This window comes from Micromonospora sp. BL4, assembly GCF_003667505.1.
In the GTDB taxonomy this organism is placed as follows: domain Bacteria; phylum Actinomycetota; class Actinomycetes; order Mycobacteriales; family Micromonosporaceae; genus Micromonospora.
Genome location: NZ_RCVJ01000122.1, coordinates 1 through 14825, shown reverse-complemented (window position 1 = coordinate 14825; position 14825 = coordinate 1). Strand labels below are relative to the sequence as shown.

The 14825-nt window shown below is 75.2% G+C and carries 10 protein-coding genes; 5 read left to right on the top strand and 5 right to left on the bottom strand.

From position 1 onward, the window contains the following. The first annotated feature begins 14 nt into the window (after nucleotides 1-14). On the top strand, nucleotides 15-4583 hold the full coding sequence (locus tag EAD89_RS13935) for an ATP-dependent helicase (RefSeq protein ID WP_121675989.1): 4569 nt from the start codon (nucleotides 15-17) through the stop codon (nucleotides 4581-4583). A 55-nt stretch (nucleotides 4584-4638) separates the two neighbouring features. Here EAD89_RS13935 and EAD89_RS30465 read toward each other — a convergent pair whose 3' ends face one another. Continuing rightward, a complete protein-coding gene (locus tag EAD89_RS30465) occupies nucleotides 4639-5214 on the bottom strand; it encodes a hypothetical protein (RefSeq protein WP_158610735.1) in 576 nt (191 codons plus the stop codon). A gap of 146 nt (nucleotides 5215-5360) precedes the next feature. On the opposite strand from EAD89_RS30465, the gene EAD89_RS13925 reads away from it, so the two are divergent. Both EAD89_RS13925 and EAD89_RS13920 read left to right on the top strand, forming a co-directional pair. Beyond that, on the top strand, nucleotides 5361-5930 hold the full coding sequence (locus tag EAD89_RS13925) for a GNAT family N-acetyltransferase (protein ID WP_199733503.1): 570 nt from the start codon (nucleotides 5361-5363) through the stop codon (nucleotides 5928-5930). Nucleotides 5931-5977: 47 nt separating this feature from the next. Continuing rightward, nucleotides 5978-6238: a CPCC family cysteine-rich protein gene (locus tag EAD89_RS13920; protein ID WP_109815454.1), complete on the top strand. Its 261-nt coding sequence runs from the start codon at nucleotides 5978-5980 to the stop codon at nucleotides 6236-6238. A gap of 7 nt (nucleotides 6239-6245) precedes the next feature. Here the strand turns inward: EAD89_RS13920 and EAD89_RS13915 are convergent, their stop codons facing one another. Continuing rightward, nucleotides 6246-7499, bottom strand: coding sequence for a hypothetical protein (locus EAD89_RS13915; protein WP_121652673.1), 1254 nt, complete (start codon nucleotides 7497-7499; stop codon nucleotides 6246-6248). A gap of 109 nt (nucleotides 7500-7608) precedes the next feature. Here EAD89_RS13915 and EAD89_RS13910 point away from each other — a divergent pair, with 109 nt between their 5' ends. Together EAD89_RS13910 and EAD89_RS13905 are read left to right on the top strand one after the other, a co-directional pair. Then, complete coding sequence (locus EAD89_RS13910; RefSeq protein ID WP_121675987.1) at nucleotides 7609-8421, top strand: DNA-formamidopyrimidine glycosylase family protein; 813 nt, start codon at nucleotides 7609-7611, stop codon at nucleotides 8419-8421. A 169-nt stretch (nucleotides 8422-8590) separates the two neighbouring features. After that, a complete protein-coding gene (locus EAD89_RS13905; RefSeq protein ID WP_121675986.1) occupies nucleotides 8591-12277 on the top strand; it encodes a hypothetical protein in 3687 nt (1228 codons plus the stop codon). A gap of 35 nt (nucleotides 12278-12312) precedes the next feature. On the opposite strand, the gene EAD89_RS13900 is transcribed toward EAD89_RS13905, so the two are convergent. The 3 genes from EAD89_RS13900 to EAD89_RS13890 form a co-directional block, all read right to left on the bottom strand. Beyond that, the gene (locus tag EAD89_RS13900) at nucleotides 12313-13098 is read right to left on the bottom strand and encodes a hypothetical protein (RefSeq protein WP_121675985.1); all 786 of its coding nucleotides are present in this window, start codon (nucleotides 13096-13098) and stop codon (nucleotides 12313-12315) included. Nucleotides 13099-13121: 23 nt separating this feature from the next. Beyond that, on the bottom strand, nucleotides 13122-14003 hold the full coding sequence (locus EAD89_RS13895) for a PspA/IM30 family protein (RefSeq protein WP_121655541.1): 882 nt from the start codon (nucleotides 14001-14003) through the stop codon (nucleotides 13122-13124). Nucleotides 14004-14202: 199 nt separating this feature from the next. Then, nucleotides 14203-14661 (bottom strand): helix-turn-helix domain-containing protein, encoded by a 459-nt coding sequence (locus EAD89_RS13890; protein ID WP_121655540.1) that lies wholly within the window; start codon nucleotides 14659-14661, stop codon nucleotides 14203-14205. Between the last annotated feature and the right edge of the window lie 164 nt (nucleotides 14662-14825).

Here is a 14825-nt window from a genome sequence, read left to right as displayed (position 1 = left end):
GGCACGATGGACCGGTGACCGGCGCAGACGCAGACACGGCCGGGGTGCTGGCCGGGTTCGGCCCGGCCACCCGTGCCTGGTTCGACGCCGCCTTCGCCGCCCCCACCGCCGCCCAGGTCGGCGCCTGGCGATCGGTCGCCGCCGGCCGCAACGCCCTCGTGGTGGCGCCCACCGGCTCCGGCAAGACGCTCGCGGCCTTCCTCTGGTCCCTCGACCGGCTGGCCCGCGAGCCCGCCCCGGCCGAGGCCCGGCAGCGCTGCCGGGTGCTCTACGTCAGCCCGCTCAAGGCGCTCGCCGTCGACGTCGAGCGCAACCTGCGCGCTCCGCTGGCCGGCATCCGGCAGGCGGCGACCCGGCTCGGCGTCACCCCGCCCGACATCACCGTCGGCATGCGCACCGGCGACACCCCGGCCGACGAGCGACGAGCCTTCGCCCGCACCCCACCGGACATCCTCATCACCACGCCCGAGTCGCTGTTCCTGCTGCTCACCTCCGCCGCGCGGGATTCACTGCGCGGCGTCCAGACGGTGATCGTCGACGAGGTGCACGCGGTGGCCGGCAGCAAGCGCGGCGCCCACCTCGCGCTCTCGCTGGAACGCCTCGACGAGCTGCTGCCCGCGCCGGCGCAACGGATCGGCCTCTCCGCCACGGTCCGGCCGATCGACGCCTGCGCCCGGTTCCTCGGCGGCGCCCGACCGGTCGACGTCGTGCAGCCGGCCACCGCGAAGACCATCGAGGTCAGCGTGCAGGTGCCGGTGGAGGACATGACCCGCCTGGACGAGCAGGAGCAGCCGCCGGAGGACGACCTCGGCGGCCCCGGGCCGCGCCGCGCCTCGATCTGGCCGGCCGTCGAGGAGCGGGTCTTCTCGCTGATCGGCGAGCACCGCTCGACCATCGTCTTCACCAACTCCCGGCGCAGCGCCGAACGGCTCTGTGCGCGACTCAACGAGCTGGCGGCCGAAGAGGCGGCGGATGGCCCGGCCGGTCCGGTCCACAACCGGCAACCGGCGGAGGTGATGGCCCAGTCCGGCGCGGCCACCGGAGCGACGCCGGTGATCGCCAGAGCACACCACGGCAGCGTCTCCCGGGAGGAGCGCAAGCACATCGAGGAGGCGCTCAAGTCGGGCCAGCTCCCGGCGGTGGTGGCCACCTCCAGCCTGGAGCTGGGCATCGACATGGGCGCGGTCGACCTGGTGGTGCAGATCGAGGCGCCGCCGAGCGTGGCCGCCGGCCTGCAACGCGTCGGCCGGGCCGGGCACCAGGTGGGCGCGGTCTCCCGCGGGGTGGTCTTCCCGAAGCACCGGGGCGACCTGCTCTCCTGCGCGGTGGTCGCCGAGCGGATGACCGACGGCGCGATCGAGGAGCTGCACTACCCGCGCAACCCACTGGACGTGCTGGCCCAGCAGATCGTCGCGATGGTGGCACTGGAGCCGTGGCGCCTCGGTGATCTGGCCGTGCTGGTCCGCCGCGCCGCGCCGTTCGCCGAGTTGCCCGACTCCGCGCTGCACGCCGTGCTCGACATGCTCTCCGGCCGCTACCCGTCCACCGCCTTCGCCGAGCTGCGGCCCCGGCTCGTCTGGGACCGGACCACCGACGTGCTGACCGGCCGGCCCGGCGCGCAGCGGCTCGCGGTGACCAGCGGTGGCACCATCCCCGACCGGGGCCTGTTCGGCGTCTTCCTGGCCGGGGCAGAGCGGGCCGCGCGGGTCGGCGAGCTGGACGAGGAGATGGTCTACGAGTCGCGGGTGGGCGACGTGTTCCTGCTCGGCTCTTCCTCCTGGCGGATCGAGGAGATCACCCCCGACCGGGTGCTGGTCTCGCCGGCCCCGGGGCAGGCTGCCCGGATGCCGTTCTGGAAGGGCGACCAGCTGGGCCGGCCGGTGGAGCTCGGCCGGGCCATCGGCGCCCGGGTGCGCACCCTGCTACGGCAGAGCGACGAGGCGGCGCTGACCGCGTTGCGCGACGGCGGGCTGGACGACTGGGCCGCCGCCAACCTGATGGCCTACCTGCGCGAGCAGCGCGAGGCCACCCGATCGCTGCCGGACGACCGCACGATCGTGGTCGAACGGTTCCGCGACGAGCTGGGCGATTGGCGACTGGCGGTGCACAGCGTCCTCGGCGCCCGCGTCAACGGGCCGTGGGCCCTCGCCGTGGGCCGCCGGCTGGCCGAGCGGTACGGGGTGGACGCCCAGGTGATGCCCTCCGACGACGGCATCGTGGTGCGGCTGCCGGACACGGCCGACGAGCCACCCGGCGCCGACGTGGTGGTCTTCGAGCCCGACGAGATCGCCCAGCTGGTCGAGGAGTCGGTGGGCACCTCCGCGCTCTTCGCCGCCCGGTTCCGGGAGTGCGCCGCCCGGTCGCTGCTGCTGCCCCGCCGCGACCCGCGTCGCCGACAGCCGCTCTGGCAGCAGCGGCAACGTGCCGCGCAGCTGCTCGACGTGGCCCGCGAGTACGCCGACTTCCCGGTCACCCTGGAGGCCGCCCGGGAGTGCCTCCAGGACGTCTTCGACCAGCCGGCGCTGGCCGGGCTGATGCGCGACCTGGCCGCCCGGAAGGTGCGGCTGGTCGAGGTCGAGACCAGCGCGCCGTCCCCGTTCGCCCGGTCGCTGCTCTTCGGTTACGTCGGTGCGTTCCTCTACGAGGGCGACGCCCCGCTGGCCGAGCGGCGCGCTGCCGCGCTGGCCCTGGACTCCACGCTCCTCGGTGAGCTGCTCGGCCGGGTCGACCTGCGCGAGTTGCTCGATCCGGCCGTGCTCACCGAGACCGAGCGGCAGCTGCGGTGGCTGACCGAGCAACGCCGCCCCCGCGATGCGGAGGACGTCGTCGAGCTGCTGCGGGTGCTCGGTGACCTGAGCGACGCCGAGTTGACCGAGCGGGGTGTGCCGGAGGCCTGGCTGACCGAGCTGGAGGCCGCCCGCCGGGTGCTGCGGGTCCGGATCGCCGGTGAGCAGCGCTGGGTGGGCGTCGAGGACGCGGCCCGGCTGCGCGACGCGCTCGGTGTGGCGCTGCCGGTCGGGGTGGCCGAGGCGTACCTCGCCCCGGTGGCCGATCCGCTCGGCGACCTGGTGGCCCGCTACGCGCGTACCCACGGGCCGTTCGCCGCCGCGAGTTGCGCGGCCCGGTTCGGTCTCGGCGTGTTCGTCGTGGAGCAGACGCTGCGTCGGCTCGGCGCCACCGGTCGGGTGGTGTCCGGAGAGTTCACCCCGGATTCCGCCGGCGCCCAGTGGTGCGACGCGGAGGTGCTGCGGCTGCTGCGCCGCCGCTCGCTCGCGGCGCTGCGGCGGGAGATCGAGCCGGTGCCGCCCCGGGCGCTGGCCACGTTCCTGCCCCGCTGGCAGCAGGTCGGCTCGTCCGCCCGAGGGGTGGAGGCGCTCGCCGCCACCGTGGAGCAGTTGCAGGGCGCGGCGGTGCCGGCGTCCGCGCTGGAGCGCCTGGTGCTGCCCGGCCGGGTCGCCGACTACTCCCCCGCCCAGCTCGACGAGTTGTGCGCCAGCGGGGAGGTGGTCTGGGCCGGGTCGGGGGCGATCTCCGGCGGCGACGGCTGGGTCACCCTGGCGTACGCGGACACCGCCCCACTGCTGCTCCCTCCGCCCGATGAGGCGCTGACCCGGACCCCGCTGCACGAGGCGGTGCTCGACGCGCTCGGCGACGGGCAGGCGTTGTTCTTCCGGCCACTGGCCGACCGGGTCGCCTCGACCGACGACGCCGCGCTGACCGCGGTGATCTGGGACCTGGTCTGGGCCGGTCACCTCACCAACGACACCCTCGCTCCGCTGCGCGCGGTGCTCGGGGCCGGCGGGGCGCATCGTTCCCGGCCGTCCGCGCCGCGCACCCGCTACCGACGACCCGGCCGGGTGGCGCTGCCCACCCGCGGTGGCCCGCCGACCGTCGCCGGACGTTGGTCGCGGCTACCGGAACGGGACCTCGACCCGACCCGTCGCGCCGCCGCTCTCGCCGACGTGTTGCTGGAGCGGCACGGGGTGGTCACCCGCGGCGCGGTCATGGCCGAGCAGGTGGTCGGTGGGTTCTCCGCGGTCTATCCAGTGCTGTCGGCGCTGGAGGAGCGCGGCGCGGCCCGCCGCGGCTACTTCGTGGAGGGGCTGGGCGCGGCGCAGTTCGCGGTGCCCGGCGCGGTGGACCGACTCCGTGCGCTGGCCGAGCCGGCCGACGGTGCCCGGTCCCGGGGCGGGCCGGCGACGGTGCTCGCCGCAACCGACCCGGCCAACCCGTACGGCGCGGCGCTGCCCTGGCCGGACCGGGTGATCGACTCCGGCGACGGCGCCGCCCCGGCGACCGGGCACCGGGCCGGCCGTAAGGCTGGCGCGCTGGTGGTGCAGGTCGCCGGCGATCTGGTGCTCTACGTGGAGCGTGGCGGCCGCACGCTGCTCTCCTTCACCGACGACGCCGACACGCTCGCCGCGGCCGGTAAGGCCCTCGCCGACGCCGTCCACTCCGGAGCGTTGGGCGCGATGTCGGTGGAGCGGGCCGACGGTGAGGCGGTGCACTCGTCACCGCTGCGCGACGCCCTGACCGCCGCCGGCTTCCGGGCCACTCCGCGCGGCCTGCGCCTGCGCGGCTGACCCGCTCTCGTCACTGCCGGTGTGGCCGCCCTGGGGCGGGTGGTGATCGCGGTGCTCAGCGGAGGCCGGCGAGGACCTTCTCGTAGCGCCTGCGGTCCGCGGCCGGGGTCTTCGCCTGCAGGTAGTTGAGCACCACCGCGCCGTGCCGGTACGACTGGCCGCTCCAGGTCTCCGCGATGTCGCTCGCGCTGATCTCGTCGGGGAACACGTACACCGTGACGGCGTCGGTGGCGATCAGCTCGGAGCAGCCCAGGCCGAGCCCGTCCGGTCCACAGTCGATCGAGCGGTCCTTCGGGTGCGGAACCTTCAGGCCGGCGGCCTTGAACGCCTCGACGACCTGCTTCGCACCGGGCGCCGCGGCCGGCCGCTTGGGCAGCACCACCGGCGGCGGGCTGGCTGGCCGGCGCTCGGTCGTCCCTTGGGCGCCGGCGGGCGGAGCCGGCGGGGCGGCCACGCCGCTGGCGCTGGACGGGGCTGCCGGGAGCGTCGCCTCGCTCGACGGACCGGTGGTCGCCGGGGCCGGGGCGGACGAGGCGGCGTCCGGCTGAGCGGCGTCGTCGCTGCCGCAGCCGGCGGTGAGGGCGACGGCGATCACGAGGACCGCGACGGCGGGCAGGTTCCGAGGATTCACCAGGGCAGTCTGCCCAACAGCGCCCGATGGCGGGAGTGGCCGGTCGGCCAGTGCGGTGTCCCATATCCGCCAGCCCCCGGTCGACCGGGCGACGCGGGTACGCTCCGGGCCGGCGTAGCAGACCGGCGCGATCGGGAGGCTGGGACGTGGCTATCGAGGTGCGGGCGGCCGGCCCTGCCGAGCGGACGGCGGTCGACGCGTTGCACGAACGCGAGTGGGGCGGCCCGTACGTGATCGCCCACGACACCCGGTACGACCTGCGTACCCTGCCGACGCTGGCGGCGGTGGACGGCGCGGGCGCGGTGGTGGGCGCGCTGGCCCACCGGGTCGACGCCGAGGGCCTGGAGGTGGTCAGCGTGGTGGCGGCGGTGTCCGGTGGCGGCGTGGGGACCGCGCTGCTGTCGGCGGCGACGGCGACGGCGGCTGCGGCGGGCCTGACCCGGGTGTGGCTGATCACCTCCAACGACAACCTGCGGGCGTTGCGGTTCTACCAGCGGCGCGGCATGCGGCTGGTCCGCGTGGACCGGGGCGCGGTGGACCGTGCCCGGCTGCTCAAGCCGGAGATTCCGCTGGTGGGCGAGGATGGGATTCCGTTGCACGACGAGGTGGTCCTGGAGCTGCTCACCGGCGTCCAGGGTCAGCCTGCCGGCAGGTCTGCCGCGCCCTGGATCTCGCTGACCACCGACGACGGTCCCGGTCGGGGTGGCCCCCGGTGACCTCGTGCGGGTCGCAGGCTGATGTTCGACTGTGGAATGCTTCCCCGGTGGGTGAACACGTGGTTCCCGTGGCCTGTCCCTGCTGCGCCTCCCGGACCGGCGGCGGGACCTGCCCGGTCTGCTTCTGGACCGACGACGGCCAGTCCGACGCCGACGCCGACGCGGTTCGGGGCGGCCCCAACGGCGACCTGAGCCTTTCGCACGCCCGACTCAACTACGCCGTCTACGGGGCCAGCCACCCGCGCTATCAGGACATGGTTCGCCCGGCCCGCCCCGACGAGCGCCCGGACGGCGCCCGACGGGGCTGAGCCCGGGTCAGCAGACCGGCACGGAGCCGCCGTACACGGCGGAGATGTACGCGTGGCTGACGTATTGCCCGGTGGCCAGGCGGTTCCACCGGGTGGTGGTGCGGTAGGGGCCGGCCACCGACTGGCCGGTGACGTAGCACTGGATCGGCACGTTGGCGAACCGGGCGGCGAGGCCACGGGTCGGGTACGACGTGCTGGCCCCGGTGCGGATGTTGAGCGGCCCGTCGCCGACGACCCCGCGCGGCCCGTCACCGGTCCACAGGTAGGCCACGTCCACCCAGGCGTTGGTGGTCAGCCGCAAGCCGTCCCAGAAGGTGCCGTCGGCCAGGTCGATGCCGGCCGGGTTGAGCACCGTACGCCCGAACTGGTCCCGCCCGCCGTTGTAGCCGGACTGGTACGCGGCCTGCGCCTCGGGCCGACCCTGCGGCAGGTTCTTCCAGTTCTCCCGCACGGCCGACGGGTTCCAGTAGTCGTCGCGGGTGTTCCACGGCCCGACGTCCCAGACCGGCGCGTACTCGCAGCGGGAGCCGTTGGTGGTGCACACCCGCACGGTGTAGTCGCCGCTGTTGAGCGGGGAGAGCCCGCGCCGCGACGGCAGCGCCGCGAAGTGGTCCCGCGGCTGCACCGTACGGCCGTTGGCGGTCAGCTCGCCGACCAGTCCGATCCGGGTGGCGTACACCCGGTAGGTGCGGCCGGGTGTGGCGGCGGAGACGGCGGCGGTCGCGTCGGCGGTGAGCTGGACGCCGCGTACCGTCGCGGTGGCGCCGCCGGCCCGCGCGGTGAGCACCACCCGGGTCTGCACCCGGCTGACCGGCCGGTCGAAGACGGCGCCGGCGGTCGCGGCCCGCCACTCGCTCCAACCGCTGACCCGCCAGCCCCGGACCTGCGCCTCCACGGTGGCACCGGCGGGCACCTGCGCGGTGATCTCGGCGCGGACCCGGGTGGCCGGCCGGGTGAGGGTGCGCGGGGCGGTCAGCAGCATTCCCTCGGCGACCGCGCTGTGGTTGCGCCCGGCGGCCCGGGCCTCGCGCAGCCGGAGCCCGGCGGCGCTGCGCCGGACGTTGACGTCGTCCCGGTCGACGACGGACAGGTCGGCGTTCCACCGTTCGCCGCCCGGTGCGGCGGCGGTGAGGGTCAGCGGCTGGCCGACCGCGGGGGTGGCCGAAACGGGGCTGGTGGCGGGCAGCAGCGCGGCGGTGAGCGCGAGGGCCACGGCGGCGACGAGGGCGGTGGAGCGAGTACGACATCGGGGTCGTGTCATGGGCATTCTCCTCAGAACTTCCTGACCCTCGCATGTCGGGAGATCATGAGGAACCTGAGTACAAATGGCGACACATGCGAATCTTGCTCGAACGAGGGAGGATGGCGAGGTGCCCGAAGGCGACACCGTCTGGAACACCGCGCGCGTGCTGCACCGCGCGCTGGCTGGCGCGCGTCTCACCGGCAGTGATTTCCGGGTGCCCCAGCTGGCCACCACGGACCTCACCGGTTGGACCGTCCGCGAGTCGGCCAGCCGGGGCAAGCACCTGCTGCTCCGTCTCACCGCTCCCGCCGGCGGGGCGCACTGGACGCTGCACTCGCACCTGCGGATGGACGGCGCCTGGCGGGCGTACGCGCCCGGGGAACGCTGGAGCGGGCGACCGGCACACCTGATCCGGGTGGTGCTGCGCAGCCCCGGCGCGGTCGCGGTCGGCTACCACCTGCACGAGTTGGCCCTGGTGCCCACCGCGGAGGAGGACGGCCTGGTCGGTCACCTCGGCCCCGACCTGCTCGGCCCCGACTGGGATCCGGCCGAGGCGGTCCGCCGGCTCGCCGCCCGCCCGGAGGAGACCATCGGCGAAGCGCTGCTCGACCAGCGCAACCTGGCCGGGGTGGGCAACCTCTACAAGTGCGAGGTGCTCTTCCTGCGCGGGGTTTCGCCGTGGACGCCGGTGCGTGCGGTGCCCGACCTGGCCGGCACGGTGGCCCTGGCGCAGCGGCTGCTCGCCGCCAACCGGGGCCGCTGGACGCAGAGCACCACCGGCTCGCTGCACCGGGGGCAGACCAGCTACGTGTACGGCCGCCGCGCCCAACCCTGCCGTCGCTGCGGCACCGCGATCCGCAAGCAGGAGCTGGGCGAACGGGTCACCTACTGGTGCCCGGTCTGCCAACCGGAGCATCCCGGGGCCCCGCCGCCCGCCTGACCGGCCCGCACGGACCGAGGTCATCCCAGATACGGACGATTGGGTAATTCCTAACCGGCCTCCGGAGTCGCATGCTGCGGTTGAGTGCTCACCGATCGTCAGAGTGCCGGGCCCGACCGGGCCGCCACGCAGGGGTGGCGACCCTCGTGCCCCGACCCCGGGGAGAGCCATGGCGATTTTTCGCAGACTCCGCTCCACCTGGTTCGAGCGGACCGCCCGCGAGAGCAACGGCGGCACCAACGGGCGGGTGGCGTCCGTGCCGGCCGCTCGCACCGTCGAGGAGGCCGCCCCGGCGCCCAGCCTCGACCCGGCCGTCGTGCCCCACCGCTTCGGGCCGGTGCCGAACTTCGCGTACAGCCCCCGTCCGGCACGCGACCCGCACGGACGGGTGGTGCCGGGCACCGGGCTGCGCAAGTTCGTCGACGCGCTGCCCACTCCGGGTCAGCTGGGTGGCAGCGACCTCGGCGGGTACCTGCCGGTGGCGGTGCCGGACACGATCAGCTACCCGGGGTGCGACTACTACGAGATCGGCCTGCAGGAGTACGCGCAACGACTGCACCGGGACCTGCCGGCCACCCGGCTGCGCGGCTACCGGCAGCTGAACCTGGGCACCGACGCGTCCGGCCACAACACGGTGGCGCCCCCGGAGCGGCCCTGGCATCTCGGGCCGATGATTCTCGCCCGTCGGGGCCGACCGGTCCGGGTGAAGTTCATCAACCAGCTCCCCACCGGCCGGGCCGGCGAGTTGTTCCTGCCGGTCGATGACACGGTCGAGGGAGCCGGCACCGGCCCGCTGGACGGCCCGGCTCCGTACCCGCAGAACCGGGCGGTGCTGCACCTGGCCGGGGCGCAGACCGGCTGGACGAGCGCCGGCAACCCGGGGCAGTGGATCACCCCGGCCGGGGAGATCACCCCGTACCCGACCGGAACGGGCCTGGCCCACGTGCCGGACATGCCGCCGCCCGGGGCCGGCGCCACCACGCTCTACTACCCCAACGAGCAGAGCGGCCGGCTGCTGTGGTTCCACGACAACACCCTCGGCCTGGCCCGGCTCACCGTCTACGGCGGGCAGCTCGCGCTCTACCTGCTCACCGACCCGGCCGAGGACCAGCTCGTCGCGGACGGGGTGCTGCCGGCCGACCAGCTGCCGCTGGTGATCGAGGACAAGACGTTCGTGCCGGACGACACCCAGCTCGCCGCCGAGGACCCCACCTGGGACCGGGAACGCTGGGGCGCGCGGGGCAGCCTCTGGCACCCCCACGTCTACCAGCCCCGGCAGAACCCGTACCGGTCCGGCGGGCGCAACCCGACCGGCCGGTGGGACTACGGCCCCTGGTCGCGTACCACCGCCCCGGACGGCACCCGGAGCGACGGCTGGCCCGTCGCGGACGGCTGGCCGTCGGCGGACGGCGTCACCGGCGGACCGTCGTTGACCGGGCCCGGCCCGGTGCCGAATCCGCACCACGACCCGGTCGGCGCGCCGGAGGAGCCGCCGCTGAGCCCCGGCACGCCGCACCCGTCGGCCGTGCCCGAGGTGCACGGCGACACCCCGCTGGTCAACGGCGTCGCCTACCCGTACCTGGAGGTGCGGCCGCGCGCGTACCGGTTCCGGATCCTCAACGCGTGCCTGGACCGCAGCCTCAACCTCCAGCTTTACCGAGCCTGCTCGGACGCGCCGATGTGGACGGACGACGGCGCCCTGGCCGACGCCGACGCCGGTGAGGTGCCGATGGTGCCCGCTGTGCGGGCCGCGGACCGGCCGGCGGACTGGCCGACGGACGGACGCGACGGCGGGGTGCCGGACCCACGCGCGGCCGGGCCGGCGTTCATCCAGATCGGCAACGAGGCCGGGCTGCTGCCCGCCCCGGTGGTGCTGCCGAACCGGCCGATCGGCTACCGCTACGACCGGCTCGACCCGACCGTGCTGAACGTCGACGGGCACACGCTGCTGCTCGCTCCCGGCGAGCGTGCCGACGTGCTCGTCGACTTCTCCGCCGTGCCGCCGGGCAGCACGCTGATCCTGTACAACGACGCCCCGGCGCCGCTGCCCGGCTTCGACCCGCGCTACGACCAGCACACCGACACGCCGGACCGGAGCCCCGAGGGTGGCCCGCCCCCCACCGAGCCGGGGTACGGCCCGAACACCCGCACGCTGCTCCAGTTCCGGGTGACCGGAGCGCCGGCCCCGCCCTACGACGTGGCCCGGCTGCGCCAACGGCTGCCCCTCGCGTACGCGGCCAGCCAGCGCCCGCCGATCGTGCCGCAGCCGGCGTACGACCCGGCGTTCGGCACCCGGACCGCGCGCGAGACGACCGTGCCGGTGCACGCCGGCACGGTCACCTTCACGCCGGCGGGCGCCGCCGGCCCGGTCACCCTGCCCGTCGCGGTGAAGGCCGCGCAACAGGTCTTCGAGCCCGACCACGGCCGGCTGGCCGGCCGGCTCGGCGTCGGTCACCCGAACGCCGGGCCGCTCACCCCGGCGACCCTGCCGCTCGGTCCGACCGATCCCGTCACCGAGGTGCTCTTCGCCGCCGATCCGGCGGTGCCGGTCGGCGCGCCGACCGACGGCACCCAACTCTGGCGGATCAGCGGCAACGTGCGGCAGACCGAGCCGCTGCGCTTCGGCGGCTGCGACGTGCAGCTGATCAACCGGGTCGGCTGGGACGGCACGCTCCGGCCCCCGCACGGCAGCGAGCTGGGCTGGAAGGAGATCGTCCGGGTCAACCCCCGGGAGGACGTGGTGGTGGCGCTGCGCCCGGTCGCGCCGACGCTGCCGTTCAAGCTGGGCGACAGCGTCCGGCTGCTCGACCCGGGCCGTCCGGCCGGCGCCCGGACCGGCTCGACCCCGGTCAGCCCGGCCGACGGGCGACCCGCCCTGGTGGTGAACCAACTGGTCAACCTGGGCTGGGAGTACCGCTGGCACAGCCAGCTCGCCGGTCACCGCGACCTCGGAATGAACCGGCCGTTGGTGCTGCGGGTGACGCCGAAGGCGCCGACCGGGCTGACCGCCACGCCGGCCCCCGGCTCGGCCACCGCGCTCCCGGCGATCGCGCTGGCCTGGACCGGCAACGGCGGCCGCCCTCCGGCCACCAGCCACCTGCTGCAACGGGCGACCGACGCGACCTTCGGCGGCGAGGTCACCACCATCACCGTCGCGGCCACCGCCACCCGCTACACCGACGCGACGGTCACCCCCGGCGTCACCTACCACTACCGGATCCGGGCGGAGAACGCCGTGAGCTACTCGTCCTGGTCGAACAGCGTGCCCGCCTCGGTGCACCTGGCCGCCCCGAGCGGGTTGGCCGCGGCGATCCCGCCGGCCGCGCCGCTGCGGGTGGCGCTGCGCTGGGCGAACCGCTCCTTCGCCACCGGCATCGACGTGCAGCGGGCCACCAACCCGACCTTCACGAGTGGCCCGGGCACCACCGCGATCGGGGTCGGTGACAACCACCTGGACGTCACGGTCGCCCCGGACACCACGTACTACTACCGGGTGCGGACCACGTACCTGGGCGCCGCCTCGGCCTGGTCGACGGTGGCCGCGGTGAGCACGCCACCCGCGCCCGTCACGCCGAGCGGGGTCGGTGTCACCGCCAGCGCGCCGGGGCCGGACACCGCGACGGTGGTCCTGGCCTGGACGGCGAGCACGCCGGCCGGCCCCGGGGCCGGGTTCATCGTGCAGCGGGCGGTGGACCCGGCCTTCGGCCGGGAGGTGGCCACCTTCACGGTGACCGGTCGCGGCTTCACCAACACCGGGCTGGCCCGAGGTGTCACGTACCACTACCGGATCCGGTCGTTCAACGTCGTGGGCAGCTCGTCGTACACCGACCCGATCCCGGTCACCACCCCGCCGTGAGTGGGCGGCGTCGCCGGCTCAGCGGACGGGCGTGCTCAGCGGGTGGGCGCGCGCAACGGAGTGCCGACCGCGCGCAGCTCGGCCAGCGCCGAGGCCACGCCGTGCAGCAGATCGGTCGCCTCGGTGAGCCGGGCGGCAGCCGGGTGGGCGGTCTCCGGTCGGGCGTCCTCGGCCAGGTAGCCGGCGGCGGCGACCACCAGCCGTTCGTAGGCCGCGACGCCGCTCTCCAACTGGGCGGTCAACACGCCGTGCGCCTCGGCAAGCGGCGCCCGGGCGTCGGCCGGGGCCAACCGCAGCGCCCGTTCGACGCTGGCCACCCGGGCGGCCAGGTCACGAAGCGACTGGTCGGCGGCGGCGGCCTCCAGCACCGCCGGCTCGGCCAGGCCGGTGAGCCGGTTGGCCATCCCGCCCAGGGTGAGCGCCGCCCGATCGAGTCGGGCCCACTGCTGCCCGGCGCTGGTGCCACGCAGCGCGACGCGGCTGCGGACGCGGCGTACCTCGGCCAGCACCCCCGAACCGATCGGCAGCCGCTCGACCGCCGCCACCAGCCGGGCCCGCGACCGGGCCGCGGCCTCGGCCGGGTCCAACGCGGGGGGCGCCGGCCGGGCGGCCAGCGCGCGCAGGTCGATCCAGCGCCAGGCGGCCAGCGCCACCGCACCGCCCGCGGCGCCGGCCCAGGCCGCGTCGGGCAGACCGAGGCCGGCGTACGGGGTCAGCACGGCCGCAGCGCCGCCGAGCCCGCCGGCCAGCACGCTCCACCGCCGGGCGGACCGGCGCAGCCGGCCCAACCGACGGAAGTACCGCGTCCGCTCGTCTGCCACTGTGACCTCCTCGGACCGGTCGTTCAGCCGGCGGCGGTCGGGTCGCCGGTGCCCCGTTCGCGAGCCATGCTGGCTCGAAGCTCGTCCAGCCGGGCAGCGGCGGCCGGGTCGCTGGCCGGGCCGGCCGCGCCGGTCTTCTCGCCCTGCGGCACGGCCGGTCGCTGCGCCGCGCCGCCGAGCTGTTCCCCGGCCATGCTGGACCGGATCTGCTCCAGCCGGGCCGAGCCGGCCGAGTCGATGGTCGCCTTCTGAATCTCCATCATCCGGCCCTCGACCGAGTTGCCGGCCAGTTCCGCGCGACCCATCGCGTTGGCGTAGCGCCGCTCGATGCGGTCGCGGACCTCGTCCAGGGACGGGGTGGTGCCGGGTGCGGTCAGCGACGACATCGACTCCAGCGAGCGGGCCACCGTCTCCTGCATCTTGGCCTGCTCCAGCTGGCTGAGCAGCTTGGTGCGCTCGGCGAGCTTCTGCTGGAGGATCATCGAGTTGTTCTCCACCGCCCGGCGGGCCTGCGCGGCCGCGCCCAGCGCCTGGTCGTGCAGGGTCTTCAGGTCCTCGGTGGCCTGCTCGGCGGAGACCAACTGGGTGGCCAGGGTCTGTGCGGACTGCTCGAACCGCCCGGCCTCGGTCTCGTCACCCTTGGCCCGAGCCTGGTCGGCGAGCACCAGGGCCTGCCGGGCGTTGCCCTGCAACCGCTCGACCTCGGACATCTGCCGGGACAGCTTCATCTCCAGCTGACGCTGGTTGCCGATCACCGCGGCAGCCTGCTGAACCAGCGCCTGGTGCTGGCGCTGGGCATCCTCGATGGCCTGCTGAATCTGCACCTTGGGATCGGCGTGCTCGTCGATCTTGGCACCGAAGAGCGCCATCAGGTAGTTCCAGCCCTTGACGAACGGGTTCGCCATCTCCGCCGTATCCCCTCAGTAGCGTCGCTCCACCGCGGCCCGACCGGATGAACGGCCGGCCGCGACCCGGCCGGTCTCCATCGTCCCAGCCGGAGGCCAATGAGGCATCCGTACCGGGCGGTCGACGGCACCGGCAGCTCCTGCGGGCAACCCTACGCGGCCGGGGCCAACTCGCCCATGGTCAACCGGAGGGACGGGCTCAGGCGGCGCAGACCACGTCCCGGTCGCGCTCGGTGGGACGGACCCGGGTGCTGCGCAGCGTGGCCTTGAGCGGGGACTCCTGGCGAACCGAGACGGCGACCTTGCCGTCGGAGGTGACCTGACGGACGCCCCGGCTGGTGTTCCTGCGAACGGCGGGGGCGGCGCCGACGGGCACGGCCTCGGCCGACTCGTCCTGCATCGGGACCAGCACCCCGGGCATCTGCTCGGCGAGCGCCACCGTGTCGCTGACCTCGCGCAGCAGCTCGGACAGGCGGGCGCCGAGCGCGTCGCAGATCGCGGCGAGCAGCTCGCTGGACGGCTCCTTGTGCCCGCGCTCGATCTCGGAGAGGTAACCGAGGCTGACGTTGGCGGCGGTGGACACCTCGCGCAGGGTGCGCTGCTGCCCCTGCCGGCGCGCCCGCAGTGCGTCACCGATCACCCGGCGTAGCAGGACCATCGCACCTCCCCCTGAGGGATACCTCTCGCCCGGCGTCCCGCAGCCGGTCGCGGCGGACCGCGCCGGCCCCGAGCGCCGAAGCCTTCCCGCAACCGTACCCGGTGTGGGCCCGGGCGACATCCCGCCCCGCCCGTCGGTTCGCCCGGGACGGCTCACCGTCGCCC